The sequence below is a fragment of the Acidobacteriaceae bacterium genome, assembly GCA_035944135.1.
Taxonomy (GTDB): Bacteria; Acidobacteriota; Terriglobia; order Terriglobales; family Acidobacteriaceae; genus Granulicella.
Map to the genome: position 1 here is coordinate 379587 of DASZBM010000002.1, position 17151 is coordinate 396737.

The 17151-nt window shown below is 61.7% G+C and carries 13 protein-coding genes; 8 read left to right on the forward strand and 5 right to left on the reverse strand.

What is annotated here, in order from left to right; all coding sequences use genetic code 11:
• Positions 1-27: 27 nt before the first annotated feature.
• Together aceE and argJ are read right to left on the reverse strand one after the other, a co-directional pair.
• The gene (gene aceE, locus VGU25_04240; GenBank protein HEV2576402.1) at positions 28-2727 is read right to left on the reverse strand and encodes a pyruvate dehydrogenase (acetyl-transferring), homodimeric type; all 2700 of its coding nucleotides are present in this window, start codon (positions 2725-2727) and stop codon (positions 28-30) included.
• 105 nt (positions 2728-2832) lie between these two features.
• Positions 2833-4050, reverse strand: a complete 1218-nt coding sequence (gene argJ / locus VGU25_04245) for a bifunctional glutamate N-acetyltransferase/amino-acid acetyltransferase ArgJ (protein ID HEV2576403.1) — start codon at positions 4048-4050, stop codon at positions 2833-2835.
• A gap of 551 nt (positions 4051-4601) precedes the next feature.
• On the opposite strand from argJ, the gene thiC reads away from it, so the two are divergent.
• On the forward strand, positions 4602-6068 hold the full coding sequence (thiC, locus tag VGU25_04250; GenBank protein ID HEV2576404.1) for a phosphomethylpyrimidine synthase ThiC: 1467 nt from the start codon (positions 4602-4604) through the stop codon (positions 6066-6068).
• A 370-nt stretch (positions 6069-6438) separates the two neighbouring features.
• Here thiC and VGU25_04255 read toward each other — a convergent pair whose 3' ends face one another.
• Both VGU25_04255 and mscL read right to left on the reverse strand, forming a co-directional pair.
• A complete protein-coding gene (locus VGU25_04255; GenBank protein HEV2576405.1) occupies positions 6439-8658 on the reverse strand; it encodes a M28 family metallopeptidase in 2220 nt (739 codons plus the stop codon).
• Between the two features lie 55 nt (positions 8659-8713).
• On the reverse strand, positions 8714-9109 hold the full coding sequence (mscL, locus tag VGU25_04260) for a large conductance mechanosensitive channel protein MscL (protein ID HEV2576406.1): 396 nt from the start codon (positions 9107-9109) through the stop codon (positions 8714-8716).
• 150 nt (positions 9110-9259) lie between these two features.
• Between mscL and VGU25_04265 the strand changes: the two genes are divergently transcribed.
• Positions 9260-9958, forward strand: coding sequence for a molybdenum cofactor biosynthesis protein MoaE (locus VGU25_04265; GenBank protein HEV2576407.1), 699 nt, complete (start codon positions 9260-9262; stop codon positions 9956-9958).
• A 50-nt stretch (positions 9959-10008) separates the two neighbouring features.
• Positions 10009-10935, forward strand: a complete 927-nt coding sequence (locus VGU25_04270; GenBank protein HEV2576408.1) for a VWA domain-containing protein — start codon at positions 10009-10011, stop codon at positions 10933-10935.
• Between the two features lie 127 nt (positions 10936-11062).
• On the opposite strand, the gene VGU25_04275 is transcribed toward VGU25_04270, so the two are convergent.
• Positions 11063-12598 carry a glycosyl hydrolase family 28 protein gene (locus VGU25_04275; GenBank protein HEV2576409.1) on the reverse strand — a complete coding sequence of 512 codons (1536 nt, stop codon included), beginning with the start codon at positions 12596-12598 and terminating at the stop codon, positions 11063-11065.
• Between the two features lie 54 nt (positions 12599-12652).
• Between VGU25_04275 and VGU25_04280 the strand changes: the two genes are divergently transcribed.
• The 5 genes from VGU25_04280 to VGU25_04300 all read left to right on the forward strand — a co-directional run bounded on the left by VGU25_04280 (position 12653) and on the right by VGU25_04300 (position 17118).
• Positions 12653-12922 (forward strand): RNA chaperone Hfq, encoded by a 270-nt coding sequence (locus tag VGU25_04280; GenBank protein ID HEV2576410.1) that lies wholly within the window; start codon positions 12653-12655, stop codon positions 12920-12922.
• Positions 12923-12956: 34 nt separating this feature from the next.
• The gene (locus VGU25_04285; protein ID HEV2576411.1) at positions 12957-13829 is read left to right on the forward strand and encodes an inositol monophosphatase family protein; all 873 of its coding nucleotides are present in this window, start codon (positions 12957-12959) and stop codon (positions 13827-13829) included.
• Between the two features lie 95 nt (positions 13830-13924).
• A complete protein-coding gene (locus VGU25_04290; protein HEV2576412.1) occupies positions 13925-14185 on the forward strand; it encodes a 4Fe-4S binding protein in 261 nt (86 codons plus the stop codon).
• A gap of 244 nt (positions 14186-14429) precedes the next feature.
• Complete coding sequence (gene recO / locus VGU25_04295; GenBank protein HEV2576413.1) at positions 14430-15245, forward strand: DNA repair protein RecO; 816 nt, start codon at positions 14430-14432, stop codon at positions 15243-15245.
• 244 nt (positions 15246-15489) lie between these two features.
• On the forward strand, positions 15490-17118 hold the full coding sequence (locus VGU25_04300; GenBank protein HEV2576414.1) for a carboxylesterase family protein: 1629 nt from the start codon (positions 15490-15492) through the stop codon (positions 17116-17118).
• Positions 17119-17151 lie beyond the last annotated feature (33 nt).

Below are 17151 nucleotides of genomic sequence, written 5' to 3' on the forward strand. Positions count from 1 at the left end.
GGTCGAGCTTCCAATTCGAAATGCAGATCAGGCTGTGGCTGCGTCCGCGGCCTCAGGATTCAACCCAAGCTCCGCAAACGCCTGCGTGGCAACCTTCGGTTTGATGGTTCCTTCGCGGGCGAGCTTCGAAAGCGCCGCCGCGACGATGGATTCGGCGTCGACCTCGAAATGCCGGCGCAGATGCTCGCGATTGTCGGAGCGGCCGAAGCCATCCGTGCCAAGCGAGACCAGCCGCGAGCCGAGCCATGGCGAGAGCGCGTCCGGAAGCGACTTCATGTAGTCACTCGCAGCAACGATCGGTCCCTTCGCGCTGCCGAGCGCCGTGACAACGTATGGCACGCGCTCCTTCTCGGCGGGGTGCAGACGGTTCCACCGCTCGACTGCGATAGCGTCGCGGCGAAGCTCGGTGTAGCTGGTGACGGACCACACGTCAGCGGCAATGTTGTACTTCTCGGCGAGAATCTGCTGCGCGCGCAGGACTTCGTTCAGGATCGGACCTGCACCGAAGAGCTGCAGCTTTGCCTCGCCCTTGGCTTGCTCCGGAGAGGCACCCTTGAACTTGTAGATCCCGCGCAGAATGCCTTCGCGCACGGCGTCGAGGTTTTCCGGCGCCGCTGGCTGCGCGTAGTCCTCGTTGTACATCGTCAGGTAGTAGAAGATGTTCTCGCCTGCCTCGTACATGCGGTGCAGGCCGTCCTGGATGATCACGGCCATTTCGTACACGTAAGCGGGATCGTAGGTCTTGCACGTGGGAATCGTCGACGCCAGGATGTGCGAGTGGCCGTCCTGGTGCTGCAGGCCCTCGCCGAGCATTGTCGTGCGGCCTGCGGTACCGCCCATCAGGAAGCCTTTGCCGCGCGAGTCGGCAAACGCCCAGGCCATGTCGCCGATGCGCTGGAAGCCGAACATCGAGTAGTACATGTAGAACGGCACCGCCGGGACGCGGTAGTTCGTGTACGCCGTTCCCGCCGCGGTGAAGCTCGCCATCGAGCCCGCCTCGGTGATGCCTTCCTCGAGAATCTGCCCGTTCTTCTTCTCGTTGTATGCGAGCAACATGTCGGCGTCGTGCGGGACGTACTTCTGGCCCTCCGGCGCGTAGATGCCGACCTGCTTCATCACGGACTCAAAGCCGAACGTGCGGCCCTCGTCAGGAATGATCGGCACGATCAGCTTGCCGATGTCCGGGTTCTTCAGCAGTCCGTTCAGCATGTTCACGAAGCCCATGGTCGTGGAGATCGCACGGCCGCCGGACCCTGCAAGCCAGGTCTTGAAGAACTCGATCGGCGGAGCTTTGAAGTCCAGCTTCGGCACCGTGCGCGCGGGCAGAAAGCCACCCAGCGTCTCGCGGCGCGCGAGCATGTACGCCATCGCTGGATCGGAGTTCTCGGGCCTGTAGAAGTCGGCTTTCTTTGCCGCCTCTGCCGGAAGGCCACAGTCAAAGCGCTTCGCAAACGCCGCCAGGCCCTCATCGGTCAGCTTCTTCTCCGAGTGCGTCGGATTACGCGACTGCGCTGCCGCAATGCCGTAGCCCTTCACCGTCATCGCGAGGATGACCGTCGGTCCGCCCTTGTGCTCCAGTGCGCGCTTGTAGGCGTTGTAGATCTTGATCGGATCATGGCCGCCGCGGTGCAGGTGGATCAGTTCGTCGTCGGTTTTGTCCTCGACGATCTTGAGCAACTCCGGATACTTGCCGAAGAACTCCTTGCGCAGGTAGGCGCCGTCCTTGGCCTTGAAGCGCTGCAGGTCGCCGTCGACGCACTCCTCCATGCGCTTCAGCAGGAGACCCTGGTGGTCGCGCGCAAAGAGCTCATCCCAGTCCGAACCCCAGATGACCTTGATGACGTTCCATCCGGCGCCGCGGAAGACGGCCTCCAACTCGTCGATGATGCGTCCATTGCCGCGCACCGGGCCGTCCAGCCGCTGCAGGTTGCAGTTGACGACGAAGATGAGGTTATCGAGCTTCTCGCGTGTGCCCAGCGAGATCGCACCCAGCGTGTCGACCTCGTCCGTCTCGCCATCGCCGACGAATGCCCAGATCTTGCGCTCGGTGTGCGGGATCAGCCCGCGGTTCTCGAGATACTTCATGAAGCGCGCTTGGTAGATCGCGTTCAGCGGCCCGATGCCCATCGAGACCGTCGGGAACTGCCAGAAGTCCTTCATCAGCCAGGGGTGCGGATACGAGCTCAGGCCTGGTGTCTCGCGCAGCTCATGGCGGAAGTTCTTCAACTGGTCGGCGGTCAAGCGGCCTTCAAGGAAGGCGCGAGAGTAGACGCCCGGTGAGGCATGCCCCTGAAAGTAAACGAAGTCGCCCGGCTGCTCACCCTTGTCGCTCGGATAGGACGCGTGGAAGAAATGGTTGAAGCCCACCTCGAGCAGCGTGGCCTGCGACGCATACGTCGAGATATGGCCGCCGATTCCCGCGTCGTACTTGTTCTGCTTGTGCACCATCGCCATCGCGTTCCAGCGAATCAGTGCCTCGACTCGGCGCTCCAGTGCACGATCGCCGGGATAGGAAACTTCGTCGTGCTTGGGAATCGTGTTCTGGAAAGGAGTCACGACGTCGCCGGGTGCAGGCACCCCGGCCTCACGGGCCCTCGTCCGCAGAGCAGACAGCAGCGCGGCGCCTTGCTCCCAGTCCTTTGCGACGACCTCGTCAAACGCCTCGATCCACTCGCTGACCTCCGCGGTCATATCCTGCCTGACGGCTTCGTCGAGATTTGTCGCCATCCCACCCTCCATTACGAACGCTTATAGCTCTATAGCCACTCTCTACGATAATTCGGCCGGCCGAATTCTGCACAGCCGTCCGGTTACCGTTGGGTAATTCAGCGGTTAGCTGGAATAGTCGGCGTTTATCGAAACATATTCGTGGGTCAGGTCGCAGGTCACGAACCGCGCCCGGCCGTTCCCGCGGCCGAAGTCCATCGCAATCGTGTACTCCCGGGCCTGCATCGCCGCATGTGTGGCCGCCTCGTCATAGCGCGGGTCGCGCACGCCCTCGGCGAACACGGGCCGTCCGCCGATGGTAATCGTCACGTCTGACGGATCGAACCTGACCCCTGCCTTGCCGGCCGCTGCCAGCAGCCGTCCCCAGTTCGGGTCCGCCGACGACCACGCCGTCTTGCACAGCGGCGAGTTCGCAATGGATCGCGCGATGTCCCGGGCATCGGGATCGCCCTCTGCGCCTGTGATCTCCAGCGTCACAACGTGGGTGACACCCTCGCCATCGTCCACAATCTTGTGCGCCAGCGAGTCGCACACCTGCTGCAGCGCCGCTTCAAACATGCGCACCGCCTCGCCCTCCGCCGCAACCTCGCTCTTCCCACTAGCCAGCAGCAGTACGGTGTCGTTGGTGGACATATCGCCGTCCACCGAGATGCAGTTGAAGCTTGCATCGACTGCCTTCGTCAGCATCGCCCGCAGGTGCTCGGGGTTCGCCGCGATATCCGTGAACAGGTAGACCAGCATCGTCGCGTGCGGTACCACCTGCGGCCCGATCATCCCCGCGCCTTTGCAGCAGCCAAAGAGCGAGACCGTCCGCCCGCCGATCTCGAAGCTCGCGCGGGCAATCTTCACCTTGGTATCCGTCGTCAGGATCGCATTCGCAAACGCCTCCGCATGCTGCTCCGTGTCGCCCAGCGCCGCCCCAGCCGCGGGAACGGCCGCGACGAGTTTCTCAACCGGAAGGGGAACGCCAATGATTCCTGTCGAAGACGGGAACACCTCGTCGAACACGCAATGAAACTGCTCGGCCACTGCGACACAGCTCTGTTTGCATGCATCGATGCCCGGCTGCCCCGTCGCGCAGTTCGCATTGCCCGCATTCACCAGTACGGCGGTCACGCGATTGGCCGAAGCAATGAGGTGACGCTGCCCGACGACCACCGGCGCGGCGACGACCTGATTGCTCGTAAACATCGCAGCCGCATTCGCGCCGCCATCGCACACGGCGAGCGCAACGTCAGGCTTGCCCGAAGCCTTGATGCCGGCCGTCACAGCAGACCAGCGGAAACCAACAGGAAGAGATTGCTCAGGGGAACCGTTGCTCACGAAAGAATTGTATCTAGCGGACGAGGGAAGGTCTGTATAGTTTCCGGCAATGGCTAAGCGGTTGATCTTTGTTTGTGCCGGCTTGTTGGTCGTATCGATATTGATTTCTTCGCTCCGCCCACGTCTTGATGCGCCAACATGGGACGTTATTGTTACAGATTCCCGTGGAACTCCTGTCAGCGGTCTTCCTGTTACAGAGACATGGCAGAATTACTCCTGTGAACATGGGGAGCACACGTCCACAGTTGTTACGGATAGCCATGGAGCCGCGCATTTTCCACGCATTTACGCTCGGCACAATCCGCTGAGATGCCTTACCGAAACTGCTTCCGAGGGCTTTGATTTGGTTCATGGAAGTTTTGGCCCGCACGCTAGAGTCGATGTGGCCGGTGTGATGTGCGTCAGTGATGACAAGGGCTATTGCATCGATTGGACAGGCTCACCCAGGAGCATTGCCACACATATTCTCCTGAAACAACCCTGACTCTATCAGCGGCGTATACTCATTCGATAACAGCGGCGGTGGGCCGCCCCTTCAGGAGTTCAGGCCAATGAGCACAAACGGAAATGGTCACGCGAACGGCAATGGCTACGCTGTCCCCAAGCCACGCGCCGAGTGGATCGTAAAGCGCCGCGAAGAAGCCGCGCGCACCGGCGACACCAACATGAGCCAGATGCACTTCGCGCGCAAGGGCCTCATCACCGAGGAGATGGCCTTCGTGGCGCACCGCGAGAAGGTTGCGCCGGAGTTCATCCGTGACGAGATCGCACGCGGCACGATGATCATTCCTGCGAACATCAATCACCCCGAGCTCGAGCCGATGTGCATCGGCGTCAATTCGCTGTGCAAGATCAACGCCAACATCGGCAACTCCGCGCTCGTCTCGAATGTCGACGAGGAGCTCCGCAAGCTGCACACAGCAGTTCACTTCGGCGCCGACACCGTCATGGACCTCTCGACCGGCGGCGACATTCCGATGATCCGAGAGCAGATTCTTCGCCACTCGCCCGTGCCCATCGGCACAGTTCCTCTGTATGAGGCCCTGAGCCGCGTGAAGCGCGTCGAAGACCTCAACATCGACATGTATCTCGAGGTCATCGAAGAGCAGGCCCAGCAGGGCGTCGACTACTTCACCATCCACGCTGGCGTGCTCATCCAGTACGTCCCAATGGTCGCCAAGCGCATCACCGGCATCGTCAGCCGCGGGGGCGCCATCATGGCGCAATGGATGACCGCACACCACAAGCAGAACTTCCTGTACGAGAACTTCGACAGGATTACCAAGGTCCTCGCCAAGTACGACGTCAGCTACTCGCTCGGCGACGGCCTCCGCCCCGGCTGCGTTGCCGACGCCTCCGACGAGGCCCAGTTTGCCGAACTGAAGACGCTCGGCGAGCTCACCCGCCAGGCCTGGAAGGACGACGTGCAGGTCATGATCGAAGGCCCCGGCCACGTGCCGATGGACAAGATCAAGGAGCAGGTGGACAAGGAGGTCGAGCTCTGCGATGGCGCTCCGTTCTACGTGCTCGGCCCGCTCGTCACCGACATCGCGCCCGGCTACGACCACATCACCAGCGCTATCGGTGCGGCGATGATCGGCTGGCACGGTGCAGCCATGCTCTGCTATGTCACGCCGAAGGAGCACCTCGGCCTGCCGAATGAGAAGGATGTGAAGGACGGCATCATCGCCTACAAGATCGCGGCGCACGCAGCGGACATCGCGCGGCATCGCCCCGGCGCGCGAGACCGCGACGATGCGATCTCGCATGCACGGTACACCTTTGATTGGGAGAAGCAGTTCGCGCTGTCGCTGGACCCCGAGACCGCGCGCGGCATGCATGACGAGACGCTGCCGGACGACTACTACAAAGAGGCTGCGTTCTGCTCGATGTGCGGACCGAAGTTCTGCTCAATGAACTGGTCCAGCAAAGTGGACAAGTTTAATGAAGAGGTCCACGGCCTCAAGAAGCCGGACCTCACCCAGATCGTTACCGAGCAGATGGCATTGCGGAGCTGACCGTCTGCGCCGATGTATCCGGGGCCCACGCGCTGCGTGGGTCTTTCTTTTTGGCGGCGTTCTGAATCGCGCGACGCAGGGCCGTGCGCTCAGCCCAATTGAGCCCCGCATTGATCGCGAAGGGTGACAGAACGACGAAGAAGAACAACGCAGCAAGCAGCATGTCGTACACCTGGGGCCTCCAGCAAACTCACGTCTAAGGACATGCTGGCAGTGCCTCTCTTGCCCCGCCATTCAACAGCGCGGGTACGGAAACACTTGTTTTTGCCAGGTCTGTTGCAGAACGCAACAAACAAGCTCACTTTCGGGATGGCGGAAGAGTATTCGACGGGTTACTTCTTGGCAACAATAATTTGTGATATCAGGACAATCACTGGTAACCATGCACGCGCTCGGAGGTAATCCACCGCGTGCTTTCCAAGGCAGCCGCCGACCGATTCAGCGCCTCGGTAAGTGCTGCAAGCTGAGCAGATGTTCTCGCCGTATCCTTTGCGTCGATTCCTTCATTCACTCCCGGAATGACCACCGCAGCGTATCCGGTGTATTCGCCGGGTGCGTAGATGGTGTGCCGGTACCACGGCCGGTGCGGAAGCCCCGCCTCGTTCAGCAGCGCTTCCTCCGCATTTCGCAGAGCCTCATCCAGCCGCGCCTTCGCTGCGGCATCCAGCGATCCTGGGGTAGATTGCACAGTCATGACGCGCGCGCCGGCTGCTGCAAACCGCGCCGCCGCTGCGTTCGCCGGTGCAAAGTCCACCTGCAGGTGCTCGTCAATCGCGCGCTTCTGCGCATCCTTCAAGTAGCCGACGACCTCGCTGCCGTAGGTCTTGTAGTCGTACGGCAGCACGTCGGCGTCGGCCATGTGCAGGATCTCCAACCCGAACACGCGGGCCTGCTGCTGCTCGTACACGAAGGTGGGGTCGGCGTTCTTGATGAACCAGTTGTAGTTGTCGAAGACCGAGTGATACACGCCGTACGGCCCATCCGATCCGATGTCCGTCGACGGCACGCCGAGGTGCTGGATGAACGGTGTGTAGTCCGAGCCCGAGCCGAGGTCACCCACGCGCACGCCCTCAGTATTCACGGTCGAGTTCGACGGCGCATTGAACGGATTCGCAGCCGTTCCCCTCCGCCGCGGATTCTCCGACTGAGACTTCAGCCACTGCTCATACACCGTGCCGCCCTTGGGGCTCTGCACCTGCCGCGTCACATCGCGCACAAACTCTTTCAGCGACGGCACCGCGGACGCATTGAAGTTCGGCCCCGACACCCCGACATCCGTGTTGAAGTACGCCACCGCATGCGCCAGGTGCTCCGCATGATCCTCCGCCCACTCGGTCGAGCCGATCAGTCCTTCCTCTTCCGCGTCCCACGAGCACACCACAATGCGCCGTTTCGGCTTCCATCCCTGCTTCAGCAGTTCGCCGATCCCGTGCACCGTCTCCAGCATCGCCGCCGTTCCGCTGTTCGGATCGACCGCGCCATACACCCAGGCGTCGCGATGATTGCCCGCAACCACCCAGTCGTCTTTCTCGCTCGGATCTGTGCCGTCGACGGTACCGATCACGTCCCAGATCGTCCGCAGCGCATAATCCTGCTCCAGATGCATGTGCACCTTCACTGCGCCCGTTCCGCCCAGGTGGTAGGTGAACGGCAGGCCGCCCTGCCACTCGCGCGGAGTCGCAGGCCCATCCAGCGCCTCCAGGATCGGCGCCGCGTCTTTATAGCTAAGGGGGTTGGCGGGAATCGACGGCTGGTTCATCTTCGCCGGATCCATGGTGCGCTTCGACTCCGGCAGATCCGGCGTTGCGGCAATGCCTGGCGTGGTCGGATCACCCGCGTAGATTGGCAGAAACTGCACCGACCCACGCTGCACGCCGGAGTCCGGCCGGAACGCCCCGCGCGGATACTTGTCCCCGCGATCGTAGCCGTCGTCTTCCGGGTCCGAGTAGATCAGCACACCGGCCGCGCCCCGCTGCTGCGCGATGTACACCTTTACGCCGCGGAAGTTCTGCCCGTAGCGCACAAGCACGATCTTGCCCTTTACATCGACGCCCAGCTCCTTCAGCCGGTCGAAGTCCGCCAGCGTTCCATAGTTCGCGTAAACCACATCCGCCGTGACGTCGCCCGACGGTGACGACCCATTGAACGCCGGCAGAATGTCCGGATTGTCCTGGAACGGATCCCCCCCGTAAGCCTTCGGGTCGACATGCTCCGGTGTCGGCCCGCTCATCAACTGCTTTCCGCTGGCGTCGAACGCCGTGATCTCAATCTTCCTCGGCTTGTTCAGCCAGACGCGGTACTCCTGGATGGTTGTCTCGAGCCCCGCCGCCTTGAACTTCTCCGCAACATAATCCGCCGTCTTCTTGTCCGCCGGCGAACTGGCCCAGTGCGGCTCGGCCGTCAAAATCTTCAGGTGCTCACCCGCGAGCTTTGCATCCGGCACGGCCATGAACGCCGAGTCCCATTTGGCTTGCTGCGAAAAGTCGGCGTAGCCGAACACGTTCGGCGTGGAGGCGCTCTGGGCGAAGGTCGGCAGAGAAAGGCAGGCCAGGCAAAGGCCGGCTAAGCAAGTAGAGCGAAGGTGTGTCACCTGGGCGGTCTCCTCGTCGGTGCGGTTCGTCGATCGAGCTTTTAAAGACGGTTTGCTAAACGGGTTGTGTGCAGTACTTGCAGCGTGTGGCGGCAATAGGAATATCGCTCTGGCACTGCGGGCATGGCTTCATGGTCGGTGGTTCGGCCTTCTCCGGGTTGAACTTCTTGAGCAGATACTGCGTGGGAAGAACAAGCAGGAAATAAACGACTGCCGCGAGAATCAGAAAATCAATAACAGCCGTGATGAAGTTGCCGTACATGATCTTGCCGCCGTTCACGTAGGCGACCAGATAGCCGAAGTCCGGTTTGCCGATGATCGCACCCAGTAACGGCTTGATGATGTTCTCCGTGAGGGCGGTGACGATAGCAGTGAAAGCGGCGCCGATGATGACGGCCACCGCCAGGTCCATAACATTGCCGCGCAGTATGAAGTCGCGAAAACCCTTCATCAGTTTGACCTCCGTCTTTTTCAGCTTTTTAGTGTCTGGCGAAGTTACCAGAGCCCACTCTCTGTCCCGACCTCTGATTTGCACGCGAGTATATCGCACGCGCGCTGACATGTTTCTGGTGCAGCCTGCAGCCTGACGTATCCTTGCTCCATGCGCGTCCGGCTCCTATCCTTCGGCCCCCTGAAAACCGCTCTCCCGCCGGATGGCGCCTGGTTTGAGTTGACCGGAGAGCGGAACGTCACGGACCTCGTCCGCGCACTTGTCGCGCAGGGGACTTTCAGCGACGTCGCCATGCGCTCCGCCGCCGTCGCCGTCAATCAGGAGTACGCCGCGCCCGACCAGATTCTCAGCGATGGCGATGAGGTTGCTATCCTTCCGCCTGTAAGCGGCGGCGCCGACGATCTCGTCCAAATCGTCAGGGAGCCCATCGATACGGAGCGGATCGTGAACGCGGTGAAGAGCGGCGGCGACGGCGCGGTGTGCGTCTTCGACGGCATCGTGCGTGACAACACGCGCGGCCGCGCGACCCTGCACCTCGACTACGAGGCCTATGAGGAAATGGCGCTGCGCCAGATGCGGATGCTTCGCGAAGAAGCGATCGCGCGATTCGGCGTGCGCGAGGCCGCCATCGTGCATCGCCTCGGTAGGTTGTCCGTCGGCGAAACCAGCGTCCTGATTGCCGTCGCTTCCGCCCATCGCGGCGCCGCGTTCGACGCCTGCCGGCATCTCATCGACACCCTGAAGAAGACCGTGCCGATCTGGAAGCGCGAGCAGTTTGTGGACGGTGCGGTGTGGGCCGACGGCGAGCCATTCCCGGAAGATCTCACTCGGTCCGGAGTCGCTCGATGAGGCAAGGCTGGTTGCATTCGGTTTGCTGGGCCACGACGTTGGGAGCTCTGATGGGAACTCCAGCCGCCCATGCCGTGCAGCCCCAGCAACAGCCGCCCGCGCCCATAGAACGCAAGGATGGCCAGACGCCGACGATTCACGTCGAGAGCCGCCTGGTCAACGTGGCGCTGAACGTGGTCGATGAGACCGGAGCTCCCGTCGGCGGCCTGACGCGGGACGACTTCGAGATCCTCGAGGACGGTAAGCCGCAGAAGATTGCGATCTTCGATAAGGAGTCCACAACGCCGCTCGAGATTGTGCTGGCGATTGACACCAGCGGCAGTGTGATCATCGACGAGCGGCTGGAGATTCAGGCCGCGAAGAGCTTTGTGCGTTCGATCCTCCGCCCGCAGGACGCATTGGACGTGATGGAGTTCTCCGAAAACGTGACGGAGCTCGTCCCCTTCACAGACGACGTGCGCCGTATTGAGAGCGGTCTGGGGCACATCGGGCTGGGCGATGCCACGGCGCTCTATGACGCGATTTATCTGGCCAGCCAGCGGCTGAGCGAGACGCCTACCAAGGAGGGCCAGCGCCGCGTTATCGTTCTGATTACCGACGGCGAAAACACGACGCGTCATGGCGGCTATGACTCTGCACTCGAGCAGGCGGAACGCGCCGGCGCGATGGTCTACTCGCTGATCATCGTTCCGATTGAGGCAGACGCGGGCCGCAATACCGGCGGCGAGCATGTGCTGATCCAGATGGCGCACGACACCGGCGGCAAGTATTACTACGTCGAGGACAAGCGCGATCTTGCGCCGGCCTTTGCGCACGTGTCGGACGATCTGCGCACGCAGTACACGCTGGGCTACTATGCTCCGCAAAAGGGCGGCGATTTCTCGGGGCTGCGGCACATTGAGATTCGGATGAAAGATCCCACACTCCGCGAAAAATACAAGCTGCGCTACCGAACCGCGTATTACGGCAATCGTTAGTCAGCGAGTCACGACGTCATCCTGAGCGAAGCGAAGGATCCCCGTATTTGATTTGCCTTTGCCGTTGCCCTTGTCTTTGTAGTTGCTTTTCTTTCTGTCATCCCCGCAGGAGATCTGCTTTTCGCTTTTATTCAGTTGCCGCCGGCCTCAACTCCGCCGCCATGTGCACGTCCTCGAACACCGTGGCCGCCTGCCCGGCATGCGCCGCCGCACCCGTCACGCCTGACATTTCAACGCCGCTACACTGATGCATCTCCACCGCGGCCCCGTAATAATCGGGCGCACTCATCCCCCAGCGAACATGGACGTCGCTCAGCGTCGGGCCGTTCACGTCGGCCGCAAAGAATCCGGCTGTTGAACGCTTGTCGAGGCCGGAGGCTCCGGGTGTGTCGTCCGGGCGAACATCGTAAAAACCGCCTGGAATTGCCGAATTCTTCTCGATCAGCAGATCGACACCGCGGAAGCTGATGTCGCGCAGCGGCACATCGCGCGTCCCGCGAAGATAGATGCCGCTCTCGCTGTGGCAGTCGAGATTCGCAAACTGAATTCCGCGGAACTGGCCGACGGCAGCTCCGGATGTGCGCGGGCCGGCAGAGACGAAGACAGGTTCGCCGGATCCCCACCACATCATCGTGCGCATGCGCGTGTCGATCGTCATATCCGTGAACAGCAGGTCTTCCACCAGCTCGCCGTCACGGTTCGTCAACGAAATACCGCGATTGGTGCGCATGATCGTGCAGTTCGAAACCGTCGCCGAACGCAGCGGATATGGTCCTTCATTCCCGATCTTGATGCCCGCCGAGGACGACTCCAGCGTGCAATTCGTAATCGTGATGCCTTCACACGGACCATAGTGGCCGAAGTTGCGCGAGGCCTTCAGCACCAAACAGTCATCACCCGCGATGATGTTGCATCCTTCAATCCGCACATTGCGGCAATGGTCAATGTCGATGCCGTCGCAGTTGGGAATCTCCAGGCTATTCAAGATCGAGATACCGCTGATGTGCAGGCCGTCGCAGCCGATCGGGTGAATGGTCCAGGTGGGGCTGTCGCGAATGGTGAAATCCGCGAGCTGCGTATTGCGGCAGTTGACCAGCAGGATCATACGCGGCCTTCCGTCCTTAGGGTTGTGCGCGGCAGGCGGATACAGCGGATCGTACGGGCCGAGGAACGGCGCGGGAATCGCATACCCATCCGGTCCTTTGGGCGGAAAGAACGCGGCGAAGTTTCCGTCAATCGTTCCCGTGCCGCTGATCCGAACATTGCGCACGTCATCGGCGAACAGCAGCGAGCCGAACGTGCGAAAGTGGTCGCGGTTGGGGCTGGCGAGCAGCGTTGAGCCACCCGCCAGGTGCAGCTCCACATTGCTGCCGAGCGAAAGCGTTCCACTGAGGAAAGTGTGGTGCGACGGGAGCACTACGGTGCCGCCACCCGCATGCGCGCATGCGTCGAGGGTACGTTGCAGCGCAGCGGTATCGTTGGTCACGCCATTGCCGCGTGCGCCAAACGCAAGCGGGTTCCAGAGACCCAACTCGCCTCGGCCTTGCGTGCTGAGTTGGGTAAGAGCGTGCAGCGGAGCGCATGCGAGCAATGAGGTTGAAGCTGCGAGACGCGCGAGCAGATCGCGCCGAGTGAGTGCAACGCGGGCCTTGTCCAGAGACATGGCCGAGATTGTACGTGGGATGGTGTCAGCCGCCGTACAATCGTGTGCATGGCGATGAAGCGACGCAAGGGACCGCCGTCAAATGAGACGGGACAGGAGGCGCTCTATCTGAAGTCTCTGAGCGACCGGCAGGTGAATGTGGCGATCAAGCTGCGCGATGGCGAGATCGTGAGTGGGTGGATCGAGTATTTCGACGACATGATGCTGCGGCTGACACGCGACGGACGGCCGAATCTATTTATCTACAAATCGCAGATCCGGACGATCACCGAGAATGCGGCTGGCTCGCGTCGACCCACGCGTGAAGGCGCGGAAGAGCGATAGAAAAAACAACAAAAGCTGACCTAAAGGACATCAAGTGGCAGAGTTTGTAGCGAAAGCTGAGGAGATTGCGCGCGAAGCAGGAGCGCTGTTGCGCGACTACTTCCATCGCGGTGTGCACACGGAGTACAAGGGCGAGGTCGACGTCGTGACCGAGGCCGACCGTGCGAGTGAGAAGCTGATCACGGAGCGGTTGCGCGCGGCCTTCCCGGAGCACGGGATCTACGGCGAAGAGGGAACTCGGCAGGGCCTGGACGGCGAGTATCGCTGGTACGTCGATCCTCTTGATGGAACGACGAACTTCGCGCACGGGTTCCCGGTCTTCTGCGTGGTGCTGGGTTGCGAGCACCGGCCTAAAGGTCTGGCGGCAAGCGAAGACGGCGAGATGATCGCGGGCGTGATCTACGATCCGCTGCGCGATGAGATGTTCATGGCCGAGCGCGGTCACGGAGCAAAGCTGAACGGCAAGCCGATCCATGTTTCGCGCACGGCGAAGCTGCAGGAATCGCTCATCGCAACCGGCTTTCCGAGCCAGAAGCGCCATCGCAATCCGAACGTGCATTTTTATCAACAGTTCACGCTGCGCTCGCATGGGGTGCGGCGGGCGGGGTCGGCTGCTATTGACATGGCATACGTGGCTGCGGGCCGCTTGGAAGCCTTCTGGGAGTTCAACCTCAACCCATGGGACACGAGCGCAGGCTACCTGATCGTCGAGGAAGCCGGCGGCAAGGTCACGCACTTCGATGGATCGAAGTTCACGCTGGACTCACGTGAGGTCTTTGCCTCGAACGGGCTGATCCACGCGGAGATGCAGGCGCTGTTCGTAGACCTGTTTGCGGGCAGGAACCTCGATCCGATCCCCACACCGGCAGAGTATGCGGCTCGGAGAGCGGCCGGCGAGGCTGGGTAGAGAGACAGCGAAGCACGAGGAAATTTTCTTGTTAGAATTTAGCTGACCACCTGACAGGGATTGGGCAGCCGCTAGATAGATCGGAGATTTTAGTTATGGCGTACGTAATTGCGGAACCGTGCATTGGAACCAAGGACCGGGCGTGTGTGGATGCCTGCCCGGTGGACTGCATTCATCCGAAGGCCGACGAGCCGAAATCCGAAGAGGTTGATCAGCTCTTCATCGATCCGGTCGAGTGTATCGACTGCGGAGCATGCGTTCCGGTATGCCCGGTGTCGGCGATCTACGCGGGCGACGACCTGCCGGAAAAATGGGAGAGCTTCAAGGAAAAGAACGCGGCTCACTACGGCCGGTAAAATTCTTTCGGTCCTGAGACTGAAACGCGCGGCCTGCGGGCCGCGCGTTTGCTTGGTACCCCCTCCCCCCTGTTTTATGTCAAAGTCTTCAAAACAAATAACTTAGGTCTGGACTTTAAATGCAAAGTATTCAAAACAAAGCGGTTATTCTGATCAGGAGACGCGGTTAATTTCTGGATTGCCGAGGGCGAGTTTCCGTTGTGGAATGAGTTACTTAGCGCGGTGACGGGCGGCAGGAGGGTGAGTGGCCGAGGGAAGGCTGATTCCGCATCATGACGAGGCGATTGTGCTGCGGACCTGGCCGTTCCATGAGGCCGACCTGCTGGTGAGTCTGTTTACGCGCGAGCGCGGCAAGGTGAAGGGTGTGGCGCGGCATGCGATGCGGTCGCGGCGGAGGTTTGGCGGGGCGCTGGAGCCTGGCACGCAGGTGATGGCGCATTACACGGAGCGGCCGAAAGAGGAGCTGGTCCGGATGGACAGCTTCGAGATTGTCTGGTCGCCGCTGACGGCGCCGGTGGATGCGCTGCGGGCGGCGGGGCTGCAGCTGGTGGTGGAGGTGATCGAGGAGGCGATGCCGGAGCTGGCCGCGGAGGATAACGTGTTTCGGCTGGCGGTGGCGGTGTTGCGAGGGATGGGGTATTCGAACCCCACCCATGACGACGGAAAAGCTGTCGTCATGAATGGGGCACCCGGAGAATCTGGAGGTCAAGGTGTCTGGGTTGGGGCGACGTACTTTTGCGTGTGGATGGCCAGGTTGATGGGGTGGTGGCCGGAGCTGGGGCACTGCGTCGTGTGTGGTGTGGACCTGCGCGGGCAGGAGGTGTGGTGGTCTCCGGTGGCGGATGGGGTGACGTGTGCGGATGATCGGCGACCGCAGAGCAGAAAGCTAGGTGTGGCCGCGGTTGAGGAAAGTTACAGGATGGCGAAGGCGTCGCTGGAGCAGTTTGCTATTGAGGTGGGGCAGGGACGGGAGCTGTATCTGGAGTTGGGTGTGTTTGCGGTGGCGGTGCTGGAGAGGAATCTGCAGCGGCGGTTGAGGAGTGCGGCGGCGCTGGGGTGAGGGGGCTTTGGCGGCAGGCTGCGGTGTGGCATAGGAAAGTCGTTTGCTACCGCAAACGATAACCCACCCTTTCACGATGAAGTGTGAAGGGTAGGCCACCCGGTTGATGCGGCACTCGACTAATTCGTTTGCGAGGCCGACGTCCTGCGAAGGGTTTGCGCTATCAGCTTCGAGCTGCGAGTTTCGAGCTGCGAGTTAAGGCACGGGGCGGGCGGTGATAGAGTTCCGCGGAGGAGATTCGGGATTGGCGAGCGTCTGGTGTTTCTTTCTGCGGCGATCAAGGGGTGTCGCCGCGTGTTTGCTCGGTTTTGTGTTGTTGGGTGGCCGCGCTGAGGCTGAGGTACAGGCGCGGGTACAGATCGATCAGGGTGTCTTGTCCGGGGCGTGGCTTGGTTCGGGTGGGGCGGTGTTTCTGGGGATTCCGTATGCGGCTCCGCCGGTGGGGAGGTTGCGGTGGGTCGCGCCGCAGGAGCCGGCGAAGTGGGCTGGTGTGCGCGATGCGGGTCATTATGGGGCTGCCTGTCCGCAGCTGCCGAGTTCGTGGCTGCCGGAGATGCTCGGGCGGAAGGAGATGGAGACCAGCGAGGACTGCCTGTATCTGAATGTGTGGACGCCGCGGATGAAGGCCGGTGCGCGGCTGCCGGTGATGGTTTGGGTGCATGGCGGCGGGAATGTGGAGGGATCGCAGGAGTGGCCGCCGCTGGGGCCTCCGCTGGCGGCGCATGGCGTGGTGGTGGTGACGATCAACTATCGGCTGGGCGTGCTGGGGTATCTTGCGCATCCGGAGCTCAGCGCGGAGTCGGCGGAGCATGTGTCCGGGAATTATGGGCTGCTGGACCAGATGGCGGCGCTGCGCTGGGTGAAGCGGAATATTACGAGGTTTGGCGGGGATCGAGAGCGGGTGACGGTGTTCGGCGCGTCGTCGGGGTCGCTGGATGTGTGCGATCTGATGGCGTCGCCGCTGGCGAAGGGATTGTTTCAGCGGGCGATTATGCAGAGCGGCGAGTGCGTGGATGGGACGTCGCCGACGCTGAGTGAACAGGAAAAGAGCGGGGCGGGCTTTGCTGCGAAGGTTGCGGTTGCGGACGGAGGGGATTCTCCGAAGGTGGATGTTATAGCTCGGCTGCGTGCGATGCCGGCGGATGAACTGGTGCGCGTGGCGGACAAGGTTGGAGGGATGGATTGGAATCCGATTGTGGATGGGCGGGTGCTGGAGGCGCAGCCGGAGGAGGTGTTTCGGCGAGGCGAGCAGGTGAAGGTTCCGGTGATGGTGGGGAGCAATCTGGATGAGGTGTCGATTTTTGCGAGTCCAATCGTGGGCGGCAAATCCTATCGACCGCAAACGGTGAGTGCGTACCGCGAATGGCTGCAGCGCAAGTTTGGGGATCAGGCTGAGGCGGTGTTTGAGGCGTATCCGGCGAAAAAGGATGATGACGTTCCTGCGGCGTTCCGGGCGATGGATACGGACTGGTCGTTTGGGTTTGGGTCGCAGTTGCTGGCGCGAGAGGTTTCGGCGTCGGGCGAGAGGGCTTACTTATACAGCTTCACGATGACGGGACGCGGGCCGTTTGCGCCGCTGGGTGCGTTTCACAGCCTGGAGAGTATGTATCTGAGCAAACACTTTTGGACCGATTGGGTGAGTGGAGCGGAGGATGAGCGGTTGTCGGAGGCGATGATCCAGTACTGGACGAGCTTTGCAGCGAATGGGCGGCCGTCGGGCGCGGGGCTGCCGGTGTGGCCTGAGTACCGGCCGGAGAAGCCGGAGGCGCAGGAGCTGGGAAGGCATGTTGGTCCGGTGGACGTGCCGCGGGCGGATGCCATGACGGCGTTTGAGAAGGTGCTGGAGGAGAAGGTGAAAGGCCAGGCGAAGTAGGGTCAGGCGGTGGTGTGCTCGGATGTGGGCGCG

Bases quoted from the DNA above. Each gene is read 5' to 3' on its own strand.
- aceE (HEV2576402.1), bottom strand. From the start codon at position 2,727: ATGGCGACAAATCTCGACGAAGCCGTCAGGCAGGATATGACCGCGGAG.
- VGU25_04270 (HEV2576408.1), top strand. From the start codon at position 10,009: ATGGGAACTCCAGCCGCCCATGCCGTGCAGCCCCAGCAACAGCCGCCC.
- thiC (HEV2576404.1), top strand. From the start codon at position 4,602: ATGAGCACAAACGGAAATGGTCACGCGAACGGCAATGGCTACGCTGTC.
- VGU25_04280 (HEV2576410.1), top strand. From the start codon at position 12,653: ATGAAGCGACGCAAGGGACCGCCGTCAAATGAGACGGGACAGGAGGCG.
- mscL (HEV2576406.1), bottom strand. From the start codon at position 9,109: ATGAAGGGTTTTCGCGACTTCATACTGCGCGGCAATGTTATGGACCTG.
- VGU25_04290 (HEV2576412.1), top strand. From the start codon at position 13,925: ATGGCGTACGTAATTGCGGAACCGTGCATTGGAACCAAGGACCGGGCG.
- VGU25_04275 (HEV2576409.1), bottom strand. From the start codon at position 12,598: ATGTCTCTGGACAAGGCCCGCGTTGCACTCACTCGGCGCGATCTGCTC.
- VGU25_04265 (HEV2576407.1), top strand. From the start codon at position 9,260: ATGCGCGTCCGGCTCCTATCCTTCGGCCCCCTGAAAACCGCTCTCCCG.